The sequence below is a fragment of the Mycobacterium paraintracellulare genome, from assembly GCF_000276825.1.
Taxonomy (GTDB): Bacteria; Actinomycetota; Actinomycetes; order Mycobacteriales; family Mycobacteriaceae; genus Mycobacterium; species Mycobacterium intracellulare.
Genome location: NC_016948.1, coordinates 399,663 through 416,977, shown reverse-complemented (window position 1 = coordinate 416,977; position 17,315 = coordinate 399,663). Strand labels below are relative to the sequence as shown.

Sequence of the window (17,315 nt, the reverse complement as noted above, 5' to 3'; positions counted from 1 at the left end):
CTATCTCCGCCGGATTCACCGCGCGTGCGGGATGGCATCCAACAGCTGCCGCGTGTACTCGTGGCCGGGGCGAGTGAACAGTTCCTCGGTGGGCGCCTGCTCCACCACGCGGCCCGCGCGCATGACCAAGACGTCGTCCGCGATCTGCCGGATCACCGCGAGGTCATGGCTGATGAACAGGTAGGCCAGGCCCAGTTCGGTCTGCAGGTCGGCCAGCAGATCAAGGATCTGCGCCTGGACCAGGACGTCGAGGGCTGAGACCGCCTCGTCGCAGACCAGCACCGCGGGACGCAACGCCAGCGCTCGAGCGATCGCCACGCGCTGGCGTTGACCGCCGGACAGTTCGCGGGGCAGGCGGTCCAACACCGACGACGGCAGCGCCACCTGGTCGACCAGCCGGCGCACCGCTTGTGCGCGCTGCCTGCGGTCGCCGACCCGATGAATCCGCAACGGCTCCTCGATGGCGCGAAACACCGAATACATGGGATCCAGGCTGCTGTAAGGGTTTTGAAACACCGGCTGCACCCGCCGGCGGAAAGCCAGCTGCGCGTCCCGGGGCATCGCGTCGTCGATCCGGGTGCCGTCGAACGCCACCGTGCCCGCCGTGGGAGCCAGGAGGCCGAGCACCATCCGCGCCAGGGTGGACTTACCCGACCCCGACTCCCCGGCGATCGCCAGTGTGCTTCCCCGGCGCAGCCGAAACGACACCGCGTCGACCGCGCGAAATTCGCTGCGCCGCCACGGAACACCGCGGGGCTCGCGGTAGATCTTGGTCAACCCGGAGGCGACGAGGATGTCGTCGGCCGCCTCGTCCGGACGCACCGCTGCGGGACGCGACCGCGCGCCACCCCGGACCGTCAGCGCCGGCGCGGCGGCGACCAGCCTCCGCGTGTATTCGTGTTGCGGGCTCCGCAAGATCGCCCGTGCCGCACCGGATTCCACGACGGTCCCCCGGTGGACGACGACGACGGACTCGGCGCGCTCGGCGGCCAGCGCCAGATCGTGCGTGATGAGCAGTAGCGCGGTGCCCAGTTCGGCGGTGAGCCGCTGCAAGTGATCGAGCACCTGCCGCTGCACCGTGACATCCAGCGCGGAGGTCGGCTCGTCGGCGATCAACAACCGCGGCCGGCCCGCCAACCCGATCGCGATCAGCGCACGCTGGCACATGCCGCCGGACAGCTGATGCGGGTAGCGCCCGGCTTGTTTCGCCGGGTCCGGCATCCCCGCCGCGGCGAGCAGCTCCACCGCGCGCTGCCGGGTGCGCGAGTCGGAGGTGTTGGCCCGCAACGCTTCCCGGATCTGAAAGCCGACCTTCCACACCGGGTTCAGGTTGGTCATCGGGTCCTGCGGAATGTAGCCGATCTGCCGGCCCCGGATCGCACGCATCGCTCGGCGGTCGGCGGCCGAGATGTCGACGCCGTCGAACACGATGCGCCCGCCGGTGATTCGCCCGCCGGGGGGAAGGAGTCCGAGGATCGCGGCGGCGGTGGTGGATTTCCCCGATCCCGATTCGCCCACGACGGCGACGGTCTGCCCCGGCAACACCGACAGGTCCAGGCCGCGCACCGCGGCCTGGCCGCCGAAACTGACGTCCAGGCCGTCCACCGACAACAGTGGCGAGGCGTCCGCGCTCATGCCCGCCACGCCCTCGACGCCGGATCCAGCGCATCGCGAAGCGCGTCGCCCATCATCATGAAGGCCAGCACGGTCATGGCCAGGGCGCCGGCGGGATAGAACAGGATGGGTGAGCCCGCCCGCAGCCGCGTCTGGGCGAGATTGATGTCGCCGCCCCACGACACCACCGACGTCGGCAATCCCACACCGAGGTACGACAACGTGGCCTCGGTGACGATGAAGAGGCCGAGGGCGATGGTGGCCACCGCGATGACCGGTCCCAAGGCGTTGGGCAGCGCGTGCCGCAGGAGGATCTGAAACCTGCTCATCCCCAACGCTTTAGCGGCGAGCACGTAGTCGCTGGCGCGCACCGCGAGCACCGCACCACGCGCGATCCTGGCCACCTGCGGCCACCCGAACAACGCGAGGATCGCGATGACCGTCCAGACGGTGCGATGGTGCAGGACCTGCATGAGGACGATGGCGGCCAGCAGCAACGGCAGCCCGAAGAACACGTCGGTGACGCGGGAGACCACCGCGTCGATCCAGCCGCCGTAGAAGCCGGCCAGCGCACCCAGCGCACCGCCCACGACGAACACGATCGCGGCGGCCCCCAGGCCCACCGTGACCGAGGCGCGCGCGCCGTACACCGTGCGGGCGTACACGTCGTGGCCCTGCAAGTCGGTTCCGAACCAGTGCGCGCGCGACGCGGGCAGCAGGCTCTGACCGGGGTCGGCGTAGGTCGGGTCGACGGTGGTGAACAGCGCCGGAAACATCGCGACGGCGACGATGAACGCGATCAGCAGGGCCGCACCGATGAACTTCGGGCGCCGGTGCAGCCGCCGCCAGGTGTCGCGCCAGAATCCGCCCCGTCCGGGGATCCGCTCAGCCATAACGGATCCGGGGATCCAGCGCGGCGTACAGCAGGTCGACCATCAGATTGGTGAGCAGGTAGATCAGCACCAGGACGGTCACGATCGAGACCACGGTGGGAGCCTCTTGCCGGGTGACGGCTTGATAGAGCACACCGCCGATCCCGTGAATGTTGAAGATGCCTTCGGTCACGATGGCCCCGCCCATCAGCGCACCCAGGTCCGCTCCCAGAAACGTCACCACCGGGATGAGCGAGTTGCGCAGGATGTGCACCGTCACGACGCGGGGTCGCGACAATCCCTTGGCGGTGGCGGTGCGCACGTAGTCGGCGTGCGCGTTGGCGGCCACCGCCGACCGGGTCAGCCGCACCACGTAGGCGAAAGACACCGAGCCCAGCACGATTCCGGGTAACAGGAGGCGGGTGAAGGTGGCTCTTTGCCCCACGGTCACCGGGGCGATGCCGAGCCGGACCCCGAACACGAACTGCGCCAGGAATCCCAGCACGAAGATGGGGATCGCGATGATGACCAGGCCGGTGATCAACACCGTGGAATCGAAGAGGCCACCCGCGCGCAGGCCCGCGATCAGCCCGAATCCGATGCCCAGCACCGCCTCGACCGCGAGCGCGATCAACGACAACCGCAGGGTGACCGGAAACGCATGTGCGAGAACGTCGCTGACAGGTAGCCCGGAATAGGCGCGGCCCAGGTCGCCATGCAGAACGCCGCCGAGGTAGTGCAGATACTGCACGATGAACGGGTCGTCGAGTTGATAGCGGGCCCGCAGCTGCGCGGCGACCGCCGGCGTCAGCGGGCGATCGCCGGCGATCGCGGCCAACGGGTCGCCGGGCAGCAGGAAGACCATGCCGTAGATCAGCAACGTGGCGCCCAGGAACACGGGCACTATGACGGCGATCCGGCGCGCGATATACCAACCCATCTCAAGCCTTCACGATGTTCTCGTAGTCGGGCAGCCCGTTCCAGGTGACCGTGACGTTGCTGACCTCAGCCGACCATCCGAGGACACTGATGTAGTTCCACAGCGGAACAACGGGCATGTCGTGGAACAGGATTCGCTGGGCGTCGTTGGCCAGCCTGGTGGCCTGCGCAATGTCGGCCGCGGCTTCGGCGGTCGCCAGCGCGGCGTCGAACTCCCGGCTGGAGTAGCCGACGTCGTTGGATCCCGCGCCGGTGGCGAAAAGGGGCGCGAGGAATTCGATCATCGACGGGTAGTCCCCCTGCCATCCGGCGCGGAAGGCGGTGGCGATGCTGCGGTTGGTGATCTGGGTGCGAAAGCCCGCGAAGGTGGGCTGCGGCGCTCCGGCCGCGTCGATGCCCAGCACGTTCTTGATGCTGTTGGCCACCGCGTCCACCCAGTCCTGGTGTCCCGCATCGGCGTTGTAGGCGATCGCGTAGCGTCCGCTCCACGCCGAGATCGCATCGGCTTGCGCCCAGAGCTGCCGCGCTCGCCCGGGATTGAAGTCCAACGCGTCGTTACCGGCGATGTTCGGGTCGAAACCCGGGAGCGATCGGGCGGTGAAATCGCGTGCGGGACTGCGGGTGTCGACGAAGATCTGCCGCGAGATCTGCGCCCGGTTGATGGCGGCCGATAGCGCCAGACGGCGCAGCCGTCCTTCCTCACCGCCGAAGTGCGGTAGCCGCAACGGGGTGTCCAGGCTCAGGTTTATCGCGGCCGGACCGCTGGTGACCTTGTCGCCGAGGTCGCGCTTGTAGACCGGAAGGGCGCTGGGCGGGATGGTGTCCAGCACGTCGAGGTTGCCCGACAGCAGGTCGGCGTAGGCGGTGTCCAGGTTGGCGTAGAACTCGAACCTCAAGCCCTTGTTGTGTGGTCGGCGGTTGCCGCGATATCCGGGGTTGGGCCGCAAGTCGATTCGGACGTTGTGCTCCCACGCCGGCCCGTCGGGGCCCTCGGCGAGCTGGTACGGCCCGTTGCCGATCGGGTGCTGCCCGAACGCGCTCCTGTCCCGAAAGGCGGCCCGCGGCAGCGGATAGAAGGCGCTGTGTCCCAACCGCATCCTGAAGTCGATGGTCGGCGCCTTGAGCCGGACGGTGAACTCCAGGTCGTTGATCACCCGCAGCCCCGACATCGTGGTGGCGGTCGGCTTGCCGTCGCCGGTGAGGCCGGCGACCGCGTCGAATCCGTCGATCGGGCTGAAGAAGCTTTGCTGCAGTTGGCCATTGGTGCTCAGCGCCCCATAGTTCCAGGCGTCGACGAACGAATGGGCCGTCACCGGCGATCCGTCGGTGAACGTCCAGCCGGGTTTGAGGACGACGCGGTAGTTGACGTTGTCGGTGGTGTCGATCGACTGGGCGACCTCGGGCGACGGATGGCCGGTGGCATCGTAGGACATCAGCCCGGCGAAGAGCCGGTCGAGGATTCGCCCGCCTTGGCTGTCATTGGTGCCGGTGGGGATCAGCGGGTTGGGCGGTTCGCCGCCGTTGACCACCACCAGATCCGGGCTCAGCACACCGCCGCCGCATCCGGCAAGCGAAGCGACCACGAGCATCGCGGCGACGACCGGGGCCAGCAAGGCCGGCGGGGTCCGCATCGCACGCATGACACCCGACCCTAGGGCCTGAAGTCGTGCGGGCGGTGAAGTGCCGTGGCCGCGTCTGCGACCTAGAATCCTCGGGTGGTCGTCGCGTACCTGGCCCTCGACGAATCCCCCGCCGTGCTGGTCGGCCGGCTGATGTTCTTGCTCGGGCTTCCCGCGACGGGCTTGACGCTTCTCATCATCGGACTTGGGCGGCGCTCCCGCGCCCGTCGGCAGACCCCGCAGCTCCCGCCGCCCTATCACCCCGGCTATCCCTATCCGCCGCCCCCGCCCGGATATCCGGGCCCGTACCCGACCCCGCCGCCGTATCCGGGCTACCCGCCACGGCCGGCGGCGGGGAAGTCGGGCACCGCGCTGATCGCCGTCGGCGCCGTCCTGCTGGCGCTGAGCGGCCTGGCCATTCTGGGGAAAATCGCCCGGTTCGCGTCGCACGACGACCGGCGGGGATCGCACACCATCGGCCAGGCATCAACGTCGGGCTCGGCCGCGGTGCCCAAGATCGGCCAGTGCTTCTCGGAGTTCGAGGTGCGCATGGGTTCGTTGAAGTCACCGTCTGACTGCGCCAACCCCGTGGCGACGTTCGAGCTCGCCGCCGGCGAGGGACCGACGGCGACCTGCCCGGACGGCAAGCGCGATGGCTCCGTCTATTCACGCCTCACCAACAACGCCCACACGTTGTGTTTCATCGCCAACCTCATCGAAGGGCACTGTTACCTGCAGACGGATCCCACCACGACGGCCACCTGGACGCCGGCCGACTGTGACAACCCGCGCTTAGCCACGTTCAAGGTTTTCAAGCGCATCGACGGCAGCGTGGACGAAACCCAGTGCCCTGCAGGGACTAAGGCGAATTCCTACCCCAGCCCCGCGCGGGTCTACTGCCTGGCCAGGGCCGGCTGAGTCGCTCAGACCGCGGTGACGGGATGCACCTGCAACTCGCAGGCCTCGATGGTGGCCGACACCGTCACGACGTTGGTGGTGCCGGGCGGATTGACGAGCAGGTCCGTGTAGGTGGGGCACGGCTTTCCCTCGCCGTCGACGGCGATGCCCTCGACGATCGCCTGGCCCTGGGTCGAGATGGACAGGATGACGGCGGGCGCGACGTTGACGCCGGCCGGCAGGCCGCCCAGATATCCGCGCGGGGTGGGCCGGGCGTGCACCAATGGGCCGCCGGCGCCGGAGTCGACCCCGGCGTATCCGGCGATGGTGCAGGGCTCCGCGCCGCCGGCGAGGGTGAAGATCAGGGTCACCGCGCGGTGCCCCACCGCACCCTCCGTCGGGGAGGCGGATACGGCGATCTGGTCCGACCAGCACGGTGTCGGCGCGTCGACGGTGTCGGCCGGCATGGCCGACGCGGGCCACCCCAGCACTGTGGCGGCGGCGTAAGTCGTTGCGGCCGCGGCAAAGCTGGGGGCTAGTCGGCGGATGCTCCGCCCATGACCCGGCACACGGTGATTATCCGCCCCGAGGGCACCCTTTGACCCCGGATTCGGCCGCGCAATTCCCGCTCGCACAGCTACGCCGCAGACGGCCGGGCCGCACACCGCTAGCCCTGATTGCCCGGCTCCTCACTCGCGCCATGCGGCGCTCGCCGTCGCCCGGCTAGGCCCGATTGCCCGGCTCCTCACTCGCGCCATGCGGCGCTCGCCGTCGCCGGGCTAGGCTCGCCACCGAACGGCGCAGCCTCGACACAGGAGAGAAGCCAGTGACCGCCACCAACTCTGCGGGCCCCTCGTCGTATCCCCCGTCGGCGCGATTCGCCGAACAAGCCAATGCGGGCGAGGAGCTGTACCGCGACGCCGAGCGGGACCGGCTGGCCTTTTGGGCCGAGCAGGCCAACCGGTTGTCCTGGGCGACGCCGTTCACCGAGGTGCTGGACTGGTCTGACGCGCCGTTCGCCAAATGGTTCGGCGACGGCAAGCTCAACGTCGCATACAACTGCGTGGACCGCCACGTGGAGGCGGGCCACGGGGATCGGGTCGCAATCCATTGGGAGGGCGAGCCCGTCGGTGACCACCGCAGCCTGACCTACTCGCAGCTGCAAACCGAGGTCTGCAAGGCCGCCAACGCGCTGACCGATCTCGGCCTGGTGGCCGGTGACCGCGTCGCCATCTACCTGCCGCTGATCCCGGAGGCCGTGATCGCGATGCTGGCCTGCGCGCGCCTCGGCATCATGCACAGCGTGGTGTTCGCCGGCTTCACCGCCAAAGCGCTGCAGGCCCGCATCGCCGACGCCGATGCCAAGCTGCTGATCACCAGCGACGGGCAGTTCCGCCGCGGCAAGCCCGCGCCCCTCAAGGACGCCGCCGACGAGGCGGTCTCGGACCCGGACAGCCCCATCGAGCACGTTGTTGTGGTGCGGCGCACCGGAATTGACGTGTCCTGGAACGACGACCGCGATCTGTGGTGGCACGACGTCGTCGACGCAGCCTCCCCCGAACACACCCCGCAACCGTTCGACGCCGAACAACCGTTGTTCCTGCTGTACACCTCGGGAACCACCGGCAAGCCCAAGGGCATCGTGCACACCAGCGGCGGCTACCTGACCCACGCCGCCTACACGCACCACTACGTCTTCGACATCAAGGCCGACAGCGACGTGTTCTGGTGCACCGCCGACATCGGCTGGGTCACCGGACACACCTACGGCGTCTACGGCCCGCTGGCCAACGGCGTCACCGAGGTTCTCTACGAAGGCACACCCGACAGCCCGTCGCAGCACCGGCATTTCGAGATCATCGAAAAATACGGCGTGACAATCTATTACACCGCGCCCACGCTGATCCGCACGTTCATGAAGTGGGGCCGCGAGATTCCCGACGCCCACGACCTGACCAGCCTGCGGCTGCTGGGATCGGTCGGCGAGCCGATCAACCCCGAAGCATGGCGCTGGTACCGCAAGGTGATCGGCGCCGACAGCCTTCCGATCGTCGACACCTGGTGGCAGACCGAGACCGGCGCCACGATGATCTCCCCGTTGCCCGGAATCGCTGCGGCCAAACCGGGTTCGGCGATGCGGCCGCTGCCGGGTGTCTCGGCGAAGATCGTCGACGACCACGGCGAGGAGCTGCCCCCACCGGGCGAGGACAAGGGCGAGCACGTCACCGGCTACCTGGTGCTGGACCAGCCGTGGCCGTCGATGCTGCGCGGCATTTGGGGCGATCCGCAACGTTATGTCGAGACCTACTGGTCCCGATTCGCCGAGCAAGGCTGGTATTTCGCCGGTGACAGCGCCTATTACGACACCGAGGGCGACATCTGGGTGGTCGGCCGCATCGACGACGTGATGAACGTGTCGGGGCATCGGCTCTCCACGGCCGAGGTGGAGTCGGCGCTGGTCGGCCACGCCGCGGTGGCCGAGGCGGCGGTGGTCGGCGCGACCGACGAGACGACAGGCCAGGCCATCTGCGCGTTCGTCGTCTTGTGCGCGGATTTCGAGGTGCATGACGGGATCGTCGACGACCTGCGCGTCGAGGTGGCCCGGGAGATCTCCCCCATCGCCCGCCCGCGCGAGGTGCACGTGGTGCCCGAGCTACCCAAGACCCGCAGCGGCAAGATCATGCGCAGGCTGTTGCGGGACATCGCCGAAAACCGCGAATTGGGCGACACGTCAACGCTGCTCGATCCCGGCGTGTTCGACGCGATCAGGGCGGCGAAGTAGCCGGTGACGATCAGGCCGGCAGCGGGCTGAACCCCGCACCGGGGCGGTGCTTGGCGTTGATGTCGCCCAGGATCGCGTTGAAGGACTGGACCACCGCCGGGGTGTGCAACGGGATGTACTTGACGATGCACGTCGGCAAGTTGTCGCTGAACGCGCCGTGGATCATCCCGACCAGTTCGTTGTTGACGGTCACCGGCGCGCCGGAATCGCCGGGCTGGCCGCAGACCTGCATCACGATGGTGCCCGGCGTCTGGCCCGCCCCCCAGGTGACGCCGCACGAATTGCCGGTGGTGCGGCCCTGTTTGCAGGCGATCTCACCGAAGGCCGGGTCCGGACCGATGCCGCTGATCAAAAAGCCGTTGAAGTTCGCCACCGGGGTCACCTTGGCCGGATCGAACTTGATCACCGCGTAGTCGAGGTTGTCGTTGCCGGCGACCATGGTGCCCAAGACGCCCGCGTTTTCCGCGCCCTCGGCGGCGACCTGAGCGCCCGGACCCCCGCAGTGCGCGGAGGTGAAACCGATGAGCTCACCCGCGGCGTCCCCGCCGATGGTGGTCAGCGTGCACATGGTGTCGCCGTTGACAACGATGCCCGCGCCGCCCCCCAGCGGGATCCTGACATCAGCGGCGGCGGCGTGGGCATGTGAACCGAGCACGGCCACCAGCAGGGAAACCATCGCCACCAAGAAGCACCGGTGCGCCCTCCGCACAGCCTCACTCCCATCGGTCGGCCGGACATCGCGACCGGCGTGGACGAGTGTAATCGGCCGGGCAGCCAGGTTCGCTCCTGCCGCGCGTCTGTGCGGACCGCGTTCTGGCCGAACCCAACTGGCCACCGGGCGGTCACGGGGTTCGGCTGGCCTCGTCTGCCTTCTCCTGTCCAGGCGCCACATGGCAACATAAACCGCGACGACAGCGAGCCTGGCGACGACGAAAGAGGACGGTCTGTGAGCAAAGCCGATGGCAAGAACGGCGTGCCCAGCACGCTGACCACGATCCCGTTGACCGACCCGCACGCCAAGCCCGCCGAGTCGTCGATCGGCGACCTGATCAAGGACGCGACGACCCAGGTCTCCACGCTGGTGCGCGCCGAAGTCGAACTGGCCCGCGCCGAAATTACCCGCGACGTCAAAAAGGGCCTCACCGGTAGCGTCTTCTTCATCGCCGCGCTGGTGGTGCTGTTTTACTCCACCTTCTTTTTCTTCTTCTTCGTCGCCGAACTGCTCGACACCTGGCTGTGGCGCTGGGTGGCGTATCTGATCGTCTTCGGGATCATGGTGGTGGTCGGCGCCGTGCTGGCCCTGCTGGGCTTCCTCAAGGTCCGCCGGATTCGGGGGCCGCGCGAGACGATCGAATCGGTCAAGGAGACCCGCACCGCGCTCACCCCGGGCCATGACAAGCAACTCACCGGGAGCCACGGCAGGCACGCGAAGCGCGACGCCGCCGGCGATCCCTCGGGTGGGTAGATGCCGCCGCCCGATCCGTCGGTAACCCGCATCGACGGGCCGTGGCGCCACCTGGATGTGCACGCCAACGGCATCCGCTTTCACGTCGTCGAGGCTGTCAGCGCCCGCGACGCCGGTGGACTGCCGCCGACGGCGCGGCCGTTGGTGATGCTCTTGCACGGATTCGGCTCGTTCTGGTGGTCCTGGCGTCATCAGCTGCGCGGCCTGACCGGCGCCCGCGTGGTGGCCGTCGACCTGCGCGGCTACGGCGGCAGCGACAAGCCGCCCCGTGGCTACGACGGGTGGACGCTGGCCGGGGACACGGCCGGGCTCATCCGGGCGCTGGGGCACTCCTCGGCGACGTTGGTGGGCCACGCCGACGGCGGATTGGCCTGCTGGGCCACCGCGCTGCTGCATTCGCGGCTGGTGTCGGCCATCGCGCTGATCAGCTCGCCGCACCCGGCGGCATTGCGGCGCTCCACGTTGACGCGCCGCGACCAGGGTTATGCGCTGTTGCAGACCCTGCTCCCCTACCAGGTGCCGTTGTGGCCCGAGCGCCTGCTGACCCGCGACGACGCGGCCGAGATCGAACGCCTGGTCCGAAGCCGCAGCTGCGCGAAATGGCTTGCATCCGAGGACTTTTCCGAGACCATCGGCCACCTGCGGACGGTGATACAGATCCCGGGCGCCGCGCACTGCGCGCTGGAATACCAGCGCTGGGCGGCGCGCAGCCAGCTGCGCGACGAAGGCAGGCGGTTCATGAAATCGATGTGCCAGCGGCTCAGTGTGCCGCTGTTGCACCTACGCGGTGAGGCGGATCCCTATGTGCTGGCCGACCCGGTCGATCGGACGCGACGTTACGCGCCGCAGGGGCGCTATGTATCCATCGCGGGCGCAGGGCATTTCAGCCACGAAGAGGCCCCCGAGGAAGTCAACAGGCACCTGATGAGGTTCCTCGAACAGGTGCACGGCTCCCGGGCCGGCATCAACTGACGCAGGACCCGGTGCCCACCGTCTGCGTGTCACCGATTTTGGCGAGCTGACCGGCCACCTCATCGGCGGTCAGCACAAAGCCGGTGTCGGGGTCGTCGACGGCCGCGCCGAACACCACCCCGAGCACGTGGCCGTCGAGGTCGATCAACGGTCCGCCCGAATTACCTTGCTCCACACCGGCTCTGATCGTGTAGACGTCGCGGGTGACCGGCGCCGGGTCCCGATAGATGTCGGGGCCGCTCAACTTGATCAGCTCCCGGATCCTGGCCGGGGTCGCGGTGAAGTTGCCCCCGCCCGGATAACCCAGCACGACGACGCTGGCACCCGTCTTCGCCTCGGTCTGCGCGAACGGCAACGGTGGCGGGGGCAGGTTGGGAACCGCCAGGATCGCGACGTCGACCGACGGATCGTAGGACACCACGGTGGCGTCGAGGGGATTGCCGCTGGCGTAGATCTGAACGCTGTTGGAGCCGGCCACCACGTGCGCATTGGTCATCACCCGGTCGGGCGCGATCACGAATCCGCTGCCCTCCAACACCTTCTGGCAGCTGGGGGCGAGGCTGCGCACCTTGACCACGCTCGGAGCGGTGGCCTGCACCACCGGGTTGCGGGCCAGCTCGGGGTCGGGCGAGGCGACCGGAATGACCGGAGTGCGGCTGAACGGCTCCAACACCGCCGGCAACCCGGAGGTGTTCAGCAGCGCGGACAGCCGCTTGGGCACCGTCTTGAGCCACGGCGGCGCTACCTCGTTGACCTGAGCCAACACTCGCGAACCCCGGACCGCTGCGGCCAGCTCGGGCTGGTCCTTCGACTGGGTCAGCGGCGTCGCCAACAACCACGCGGCCGTCAGCACCACGACGAGTTGCACCCCAACCCCGATCACCGAGTCGAGGGTTCGGATCGAGCGGCTGCGGATCGCGCCCCGGACGGCGCGTCCCAACACCACGCCGGCCACCTCGCCGATGACGACGAGCGCGAGGATCAAGAACAGTGCCGCAAACAATTTGGCGCGCGGCGCGGCGATGTGGCTGACGAGGTGGGGCGCAAGCAACACCCCCGCGATGGCACCGAGCAACACCCCCACGAACGACAGCAGCGACCCCAACGCCCCGGACCGCCAGCCCGACACCGCCGCGATGAAGGCGACCGCCAGCACGGCGATATCCAACCACTGCGACGGGGTCATCGAATTCATGTTCATCGGCGGGGCTCACCCCGGTCACCGACCAGCGCCATCGCCGCGTCCAACTCCCGCTCGTCGGCGGTGTCCCATGGCTGCGCCCAGCCGGCGACGTCGAGCAGTGCGGAGATCACCTGGCCAGTGAATCCCCAGACCAGCATCTCGTTCAGCAGAAACGCCGGGCCGGCCCATCGGCGGCCGAGGTCGCCGCGGTACACCATCAACCGGTTTTCCGGATTGATGAAGGCGCGCACCGGAACTCGCGCGACGATCGCCGTCTCGGCCTCGTTGACGACGGCCACCGAACCGGGGTCCGGCGAGTACGCCAACACCGGCACGACGTGAAACTGCGAGGGCGCGATGAACATCCGCTCCATGGTGGCCAGGGGATGAAGCCTGCTGACGTCGATTCCGGTTTCCTCATGGGCCTCGCGCAGGGCGGTGGCCACGGGGCCGTCGTCGGTGGGATCGGCGGCGCCGCCGGGGAATGCCGCCTGGCCGGCGTGGTGGCGCAAGGTCGACGCCCGCACGGTGAGCAACAGGTCGGCGTCGTCGGGCGGGCCGCCACCGGGCGGGCCGGATTGCGGGCCGGAGAACAACACCAGGACCGCGGCGTCGCGGGCGGCTCCGCGCAGGGTGGTGACCGCCGACGCGGCCTTGGTGGTGATCATCGCCAGCACGTCGGCCGGCAGGCGGCGCCGGGCCGCGTCGGGGACGTCGTCGACGTGGTCGACCAGCGGACGCAGCCAGGACGGGCAGGCGTCAGGTGTCAGCGGAACGGTCCCGCGCGCGGGGGCGGGGTCCCCATTCCGCAGGGGCGAACCCCCAGCACTCACGGCCCCTCCAGTCGGTTCAATTTTTCCGCTTATCCCCTGTCGGTTCCGATCGCCGCGGCGATCTCGTCGGCAGTGGTGAAAGCGCGCGGCAGCGTCTGCGCAACGCTACCGTCCGGCCGCAGGACCACCGTCGCGGGCATCACATTTACCACCCGCAGCGCGGCCGCGACCCGGCGCCGGCCGTCCTGCAGCGTCGGCAGCCGAACGCCGAGCTCGGCCAGCCGCAGCAACGCGGCGGTCTCGTTCTCGTCTTGATGCACCGTCACCACCGTCACGTCCGAACCGACCCGTCGTTGATACTCGGCCATCGCGGGCAGTTCGGCGGCGCACGGCGCGCACCAATATGCCCACAAGTTGAGGACCACCCGGCGCCCGGCGACCGCGCGCGCGACGTCGACAACCGAACCGTCGGCGGCGCATTCGGCGGTCACGCCGCGCAGCGCCTCGGGACCGGGACCGCTTGCGGCGGCGGGACAGGGCGCCAGGCCGGCGCGTTGCCGCGGACCCGCCAGCGCGGCGGGGGTATCGGCGTCGCGGTGTTCCCGGTTCGCCGCCGCACGATCGGTCGCCGGCGTCCCCGGCGTGGCGGAGTTGTCGCGCAGCTGGGCCACCAGCGCCGCGATCAGCGCCACCACCACCGCCAGAATCGCGATGGTCCAGCGGGTCGTCCGGCTCAACGTCTCCTGCCCCGGGTGCTTAGAGCCCGGCCAGCGCCAGCAGGTGCTCCGTTTCCGGGCCCTTCACCAGCGACGCGGCCAGCGGCGCCTCGGTGGGACCCAGCCCGAAGGAGGGGCAATCCTTGGCGATCAGGCAGACGCCGCATGCGGGTTTGCGCGCGTGGCAGACCCGGCGGCCGTGGAAGATCACCCGGTGGCTCAGCATCGTCCACTCGCTGCGCTCGATGAGCTCGCCGACCGAGTGCTCGATTTTGACCGGGTCCTTGTCCGCGGTCCAGCGCCAGCGGTGCACGAGCCGCGCGAAGTGGGTGTCGACGGTGATGCCGGGGATCCCGAAGGCGTTGCCCAGGATGACGTTGGCGGTCTTGCGGCCCACGCCGGGCAGGGTGACCAGTTCGGCCATCGTCGGCGGCACCTCGCCGTCGAACCGTTCGACCAGGGCCTGCCCAAGGCCGATCAGCGAGGACGCCTTATTGCGGAAGAACCCGGTCGGGCGGATCAGGTTTTCCAGTTCGGCGCGGTCGGCTTGGGCGTAATCCAGCGCCGACGGATACCGCTTGAACAGCGCCGGCGTCGTCAGATTGACCCGCTTGTCGGTGCTCTGCGCGGACAGGATGGTGGCGACGGTCAGTTCCAGCGGCGTGGTGAAGTCAAGCTCGCAGTGCGCATCGGGAAACGCTTGTGCCAGCGCACGATTCATCCGCCGCGCCCGTCGCACCAGGGCCACTCGGGATTCCTGCGACCAGCGCCCCGCGTCGACGCCGTCGGGCTGGGCCGGCGTCGACTTCGAACGCCCGGACGACTTTGCCACTGTCACCTACGACAGAGTACTGATTTCGTGATCTCGCCGAGACCTCGTGTTGATGCAAGGCCATGTTTACTCTTCGTGTGTCATGGTTGCTGGTGGCCGGGGTTCCGGTGCTGCTGATGCTCGCGGCGCTGGGTCTGGGGCGGCTCGAATCCGAGCTCACCCGTGCCCCCCTGGCGGTGGCCGATGTCGACGAGTTTCTCGAACGCGCGGGCGGTGTCGACATGCGCACGCTGGCCGCCGAGGGCATGCCCGAGGCGCTCGAATACCTGCATCGACGCGAGGCCCGGCAGCTGCCCGGCCCCGCGTTGACGGGGCGCAACGACGGGCCGCGCCACGCCGCGCCGTCATTCGCCGTCGGCTTCGTCGACCGCGACGAGATGACTCTGCCGACGCGAATCCACGGCCATTCGCACGTCAATCCGCAATTTAGGGCACCTCGACACGCCAATCGTGTGTAGCGTTGGCACGTTAGACACAATGGCGTTCCTCTAGACTCGTCACGCGAGCAAGGGATCAGCCTGCCCGTATACATTAATTTTCTGGGAAAGTTGAAGAGGCAACGTGGACGAGATCCTGGCAAGGGCAGGAATCTTCCAAGGGGTTGAGGCCGGCGCGGTCACGGCGCTGACCAAGCAGCTGCAACCCGTCGACTTCCCCCGCGGACACACAGTCTTCGCTGAGGGGGAACCGGGGGATCGGCTCTACATCATCGTCGCGGGGAAGGTGAAGATCGGTCGCCGCTCGCCCGATGGACGCGAGAACCTGCTGACGATCATGGGCCCGTCGGACATGTTCGGCGAATTGTCGATCTTCGACCCGGGTCCGCGGACTTCCAGCGCCACCACCATCACCGAGGTGCGTGCGGTGTCGATGGACCGCGACGCGCTGCGGGCGTGGATCGCCGATCGCCCCGAGATCGCCGAGCAGTTGTTGCGGGTGCTGGCCCGACGGCTGCGCCGCACCAACAACAACCTGGCCGACCTCATCTTCACCGACGTGCCCGGCCGGGTGGCCAAGCAGCTGCTGCAGCTCGCCCAGCGTTTCGGCACCCAGGAAGGTGGCGCCATGCGGGTCACCCACGACCTGACGCAGGAGGAGATCGCCCAGCTGGTGGGGGCTTCCCGCGAGACGGTGAACAAGGCGCTGGCCGACTTCGCCCACCGCGGCTGGATCCGCCTCGAGGGCAAGAGCGTGCTGATCTCCGACTCCGAAAGGCTCGCGCGCCGAGCGAGGTAAGCGCGCGCGAAGCGCGGGCGCAACCGAGCGAGAATCCCACCCCGAGCGAGGTAAGCGCTCTTTGGGCCGCGAGCGTAACGTGGCTGCAATTTCCGGCGCTCAATTTCGCAATGGCGTTACGCTCGCGAACGGTCGCCGGGCGACTCCGCGCTAGCCGCGCAGGTGGTTCAGCTGAACCTGCACCGACCATTCGGCGGCATCCCACAGCTTCTCGTCGACGTCGACGTAGACGTGCTCGACGATCTGGCGGGCCCCCGCGTCCTCGCCGAGCTCGCGCAGCGCGGATCGCACCTGCTCCAGCCGCTCATGCCGGTGCGCAATGTATCCGCGCGCGACGGCCTCCAGGTCGGACAGCTCCGGCCCGTGCCCGGGCAGCACGGCGCGGCGGCCCAGCCCCCGCAACCGGTGCAGCGATTCCAAATAGTCGGTGAGACTGCCGTCTTCGGAGTCCATCACCGTGGTGCCGCGGCCCAGGATCGTATCGGCGGTCAGCACGGCATCGTCGAGGACGAAGGACAGCGAATCGGCGGTGTGGCCGGGGGTGGCCATGACCTTGATCCTGAGTCCGGCCGCATCGATGACCTCGCCGTCGACCAGCTCGCCGCCCAGCCCACGCAGAAAGCCACTGCCCGCCGACCGGACCGTCGCGCCGGTGCGCTCGACGAGCTTGTCGATGCCGTCGGTGTGGTCGCCGTGCCGGTGGCTGATCAGCACCAAACCGATGCGCCCCAGCGCGGCGACCCGCGCAATGTGCTCGTCGTCGTCGGGGCCGGGATCCACGATGACCAGCTCGTCGCTCCGCGGCCCGCGCAGCACCCAGGTGTTGGTGCCCTCCAGCGTCATCAGGCCCGGGTTGTCGGCCAACAGGACCGAGACCGTGTCGGTGACCGCCCGCAACCTGCCGTATGCGGGGTGGGTCGGCGGCTCGGCAACCTCGGTCACGACCGTCAGCCGACCTCGACGATCAGCTCCACTTCCACCGGCGCGTCCAGTGGCAGCTCGGAGACCCCGACCGCCGAGCGCGCGTGCGCGCCCCGGTCGCCGAACACCTCGCCGAGCAGGTCGGAGGCGCCGTTGATGACGCTGGGCTGGCCATTGAACCCGGGAGCCGATGCGACGAATCCGACCACCTTCACCACCCGGGTCACCGAGTCGATGCCCACCAGGGAATCGACCGCAGCCAACGCGTTGAGCGCGCAGATCCGCGCCAGCGCCTTGCCCTCGTCCGGGGTGACCTCCGCGCCGAGCTTGCCGGTGCCCGCCAGCTTCCCGGCCCGCATCGGCAGCTGGCCGGCGGTGTAGACCAGGTCGCCCGTGCGCACCGCCGGCACATAAGAGGCCAGGGGCGCGACCACCTCCGGCAGCGCGAGATCGAGCTCGGCCAGTCGGGCCTTCCAGGAAGGCTGGGCGCTCAT

The 17,315-nt window shown here is 69.0% G+C and carries 18 protein-coding genes; 6 read left to right on the top strand and 12 right to left on the bottom strand.

The window, feature by feature from the left end:
* Nucleotides 1-15 precede the first annotated feature (15 nt).
* From OCQ_RS02040 to OCQ_RS02025, 4 genes are read right to left on the bottom strand one after another with little or no spacing between them, the layout of a single operon-like run.
* Nucleotides 16-1,635, bottom strand: a complete 1,620-nt coding sequence (locus OCQ_RS02040) for a dipeptide ABC transporter ATP-binding protein (protein WP_014383708.1) — start codon at nucleotides 1,633-1,635, stop codon at nucleotides 16-18.
* Nucleotides 1,632-2,507, bottom strand: a complete 876-nt coding sequence (locus OCQ_RS02035) for an ABC transporter permease (RefSeq protein WP_008263391.1) — start codon at nucleotides 2,505-2,507, stop codon at nucleotides 1,632-1,634. Before OCQ_RS02035 ends, OCQ_RS02040 begins: the two co-directional genes overlap by 4 nt.
* Nucleotides 2,500-3,426: an ABC transporter permease gene (locus tag OCQ_RS02030; protein ID WP_008263389.1), complete on the bottom strand. Its 927-nt coding sequence runs from the start codon at nucleotides 3,424-3,426 to the stop codon at nucleotides 2,500-2,502. Before OCQ_RS02030 ends, OCQ_RS02035 begins: the two co-directional genes overlap by 8 nt.
* A gap of 1 nt (nucleotide 3,427) precedes the next feature.
* Complete coding sequence (locus OCQ_RS02025) at nucleotides 3,428-5,056, bottom strand: peptide ABC transporter substrate-binding protein (protein ID WP_179960112.1); 1,629 nt, start codon at nucleotides 5,054-5,056, stop codon at nucleotides 3,428-3,430.
* Between the two features lie 84 nt (nucleotides 5,057-5,140).
* On the opposite strand from OCQ_RS02025, the gene OCQ_RS02020 reads away from it, so the two are divergent.
* Nucleotides 5,141-5,962, top strand: a complete 822-nt coding sequence (locus OCQ_RS02020; protein ID WP_014383706.1) for an LppU/SCO3897 family protein — start codon at nucleotides 5,141-5,143, stop codon at nucleotides 5,960-5,962.
* A gap of 5 nt (nucleotides 5,963-5,967) precedes the next feature.
* Here OCQ_RS02020 and OCQ_RS02015 read toward each other — a convergent pair whose 3' ends face one another.
* On the bottom strand, nucleotides 5,968-6,510 hold the full coding sequence (locus OCQ_RS02015) for a DUF4232 domain-containing protein (protein ID WP_170320642.1): 543 nt from the start codon (nucleotides 6,508-6,510) through the stop codon (nucleotides 5,968-5,970).
* A gap of 257 nt (nucleotides 6,511-6,767) precedes the next feature.
* Here OCQ_RS02015 and acs point away from each other — a divergent pair, with 257 nt between their 5' ends.
* Nucleotides 6,768-8,723, top strand: a complete 1,956-nt coding sequence (gene acs, locus OCQ_RS02010) for an acetate--CoA ligase (RefSeq protein ID WP_008263376.1) — start codon at nucleotides 6,768-6,770, stop codon at nucleotides 8,721-8,723.
* 10 nt (nucleotides 8,724-8,733) lie between these two features.
* On the opposite strand, the gene OCQ_RS02005 is transcribed toward acs, so the two are convergent.
* The gene (locus OCQ_RS02005; RefSeq protein ID WP_020188338.1) at nucleotides 8,734-9,432 is read right to left on the bottom strand and encodes a chymotrypsin family serine protease; all 699 of its coding nucleotides are present in this window, start codon (nucleotides 9,430-9,432) and stop codon (nucleotides 8,734-8,736) included.
* A gap of 237 nt (nucleotides 9,433-9,669) precedes the next feature.
* On the opposite strand from OCQ_RS02005, the gene OCQ_RS02000 reads away from it, so the two are divergent.
* A complete protein-coding gene (locus OCQ_RS02000) occupies nucleotides 9,670-10,188 on the top strand; it encodes a phage holin family protein (protein ID WP_014381700.1) in 519 nt (172 codons plus the stop codon).
* Complete coding sequence (locus tag OCQ_RS01995) at nucleotides 10,189-11,160, top strand: alpha/beta fold hydrolase (RefSeq protein WP_008263370.1); 972 nt, start codon at nucleotides 10,189-10,191, stop codon at nucleotides 11,158-11,160.
* On the opposite strand, the gene marP is transcribed toward OCQ_RS01995, so the two are convergent.
* From marP to nth, 4 genes are read right to left on the bottom strand one after another with little or no spacing between them, the layout of a single operon-like run.
* Nucleotides 11,153-12,346, bottom strand: coding sequence for an acid resistance serine protease MarP (gene marP, locus OCQ_RS01990; protein WP_008263368.1), 1,194 nt, complete (start codon nucleotides 12,344-12,346; stop codon nucleotides 11,153-11,155). The two genes, OCQ_RS01995 and marP, sit on opposite strands and share 8 nt — an antisense overlap.
* A gap of 11 nt (nucleotides 12,347-12,357) precedes the next feature.
* A complete protein-coding gene (locus tag OCQ_RS01985) occupies nucleotides 12,358-13,176 on the bottom strand; it encodes an NUDIX hydrolase (RefSeq protein WP_008263366.1) in 819 nt (272 codons plus the stop codon).
* A 29-nt stretch (nucleotides 13,177-13,205) separates the two neighbouring features.
* Entirely contained in the window at nucleotides 13,206-13,853 is a 648-nt protein-coding gene (locus tag OCQ_RS01980; protein WP_008263360.1) for a TlpA family protein disulfide reductase, read from the bottom strand.
* 19 nt (nucleotides 13,854-13,872) lie between these two features.
* The gene (nth, locus tag OCQ_RS01975; protein ID WP_041785355.1) at nucleotides 13,873-14,553 is read right to left on the bottom strand and encodes an endonuclease III; all 681 of its coding nucleotides are present in this window, start codon (nucleotides 14,551-14,553) and stop codon (nucleotides 13,873-13,875) included.
* Between the two features lie 173 nt (nucleotides 14,554-14,726).
* Here nth and OCQ_RS01970 point away from each other — a divergent pair, with 173 nt between their 5' ends.
* Together OCQ_RS01970 and crp are read left to right on the top strand one after the other, a co-directional pair.
* Nucleotides 14,727-15,122, top strand: coding sequence for a hypothetical protein (locus tag OCQ_RS01970; RefSeq protein ID WP_232065629.1), 396 nt, complete (start codon nucleotides 14,727-14,729; stop codon nucleotides 15,120-15,122).
* A 103-nt stretch (nucleotides 15,123-15,225) separates the two neighbouring features.
* On the top strand, nucleotides 15,226-15,900 hold the full coding sequence (gene crp / locus OCQ_RS01965; protein WP_014383702.1) for a cAMP-activated global transcriptional regulator CRP: 675 nt from the start codon (nucleotides 15,226-15,228) through the stop codon (nucleotides 15,898-15,900).
* Nucleotides 15,901-16,050: 150 nt separating this feature from the next.
* Here crp and OCQ_RS01960 read toward each other — a convergent pair whose 3' ends face one another.
* Both OCQ_RS01960 and OCQ_RS01955 read right to left on the bottom strand, forming a co-directional pair.
* On the bottom strand, nucleotides 16,051-16,842 hold the full coding sequence (locus OCQ_RS01960) for an MBL fold metallo-hydrolase (RefSeq protein ID WP_008263349.1): 792 nt from the start codon (nucleotides 16,840-16,842) through the stop codon (nucleotides 16,051-16,053).
* Between the two features lie 5 nt (nucleotides 16,843-16,847).
* Nucleotides 16,848-17,315 (bottom strand): RidA family protein, encoded by a 468-nt coding sequence (locus OCQ_RS01955; RefSeq protein WP_008263347.1) that lies wholly within the window; start codon nucleotides 17,313-17,315, stop codon nucleotides 16,848-16,850.

Excerpts from the sequence above, each read along its gene's own strand:
- OCQ_RS02040 (WP_014383708.1), bottom strand. The coding sequence starts at position 1,635 with ATGAGCGCGGACGCCTCGCCACTGTTGTCGGTGGACGGCCTGGACGTC.
- OCQ_RS02035 (WP_008263391.1), bottom strand. The coding sequence starts at position 2,507 with ATGGCTGAGCGGATCCCCGGACGGGGCGGATTCTGGCGCGACACCTGG.
- OCQ_RS02030 (WP_008263389.1), bottom strand. The coding sequence starts at position 3,426 with ATGGGTTGGTATATCGCGCGCCGGATCGCCGTCATAGTGCCCGTGTTC.
- OCQ_RS02025 (WP_179960112.1), bottom strand. The coding sequence starts at position 5,056 with ATGCGGACCCCGCCGGCCTTGCTGGCCCCGGTCGTCGCCGCGATGCTC.
- OCQ_RS01995 (WP_008263370.1), top strand. The coding sequence starts at position 10,189 with ATGCCGCCGCCCGATCCGTCGGTAACCCGCATCGACGGGCCGTGGCGC.
- marP (WP_008263368.1), bottom strand. The coding sequence starts at position 12,346 with ATGACCCCGTCGCAGTGGTTGGATATCGCCGTGCTGGCGGTCGCCTTC.
- nth (WP_041785355.1), bottom strand. The coding sequence starts at position 14,553 with ATGAATCGTGCGCTGGCACAAGCGTTTCCCGATGCGCACTGCGAGCTT.
- OCQ_RS01970 (WP_232065629.1), top strand. The coding sequence starts at position 14,727 with ATGTTTACTCTTCGTGTGTCATGGTTGCTGGTGGCCGGGGTTCCGGTG.
- OCQ_RS01955 (WP_008263347.1), bottom strand. The coding sequence starts at position 17,315 with ATGAGCGCCCAGCCTTCCTGGAAGGCCCGACTGGCCGAGCTCGATCTC.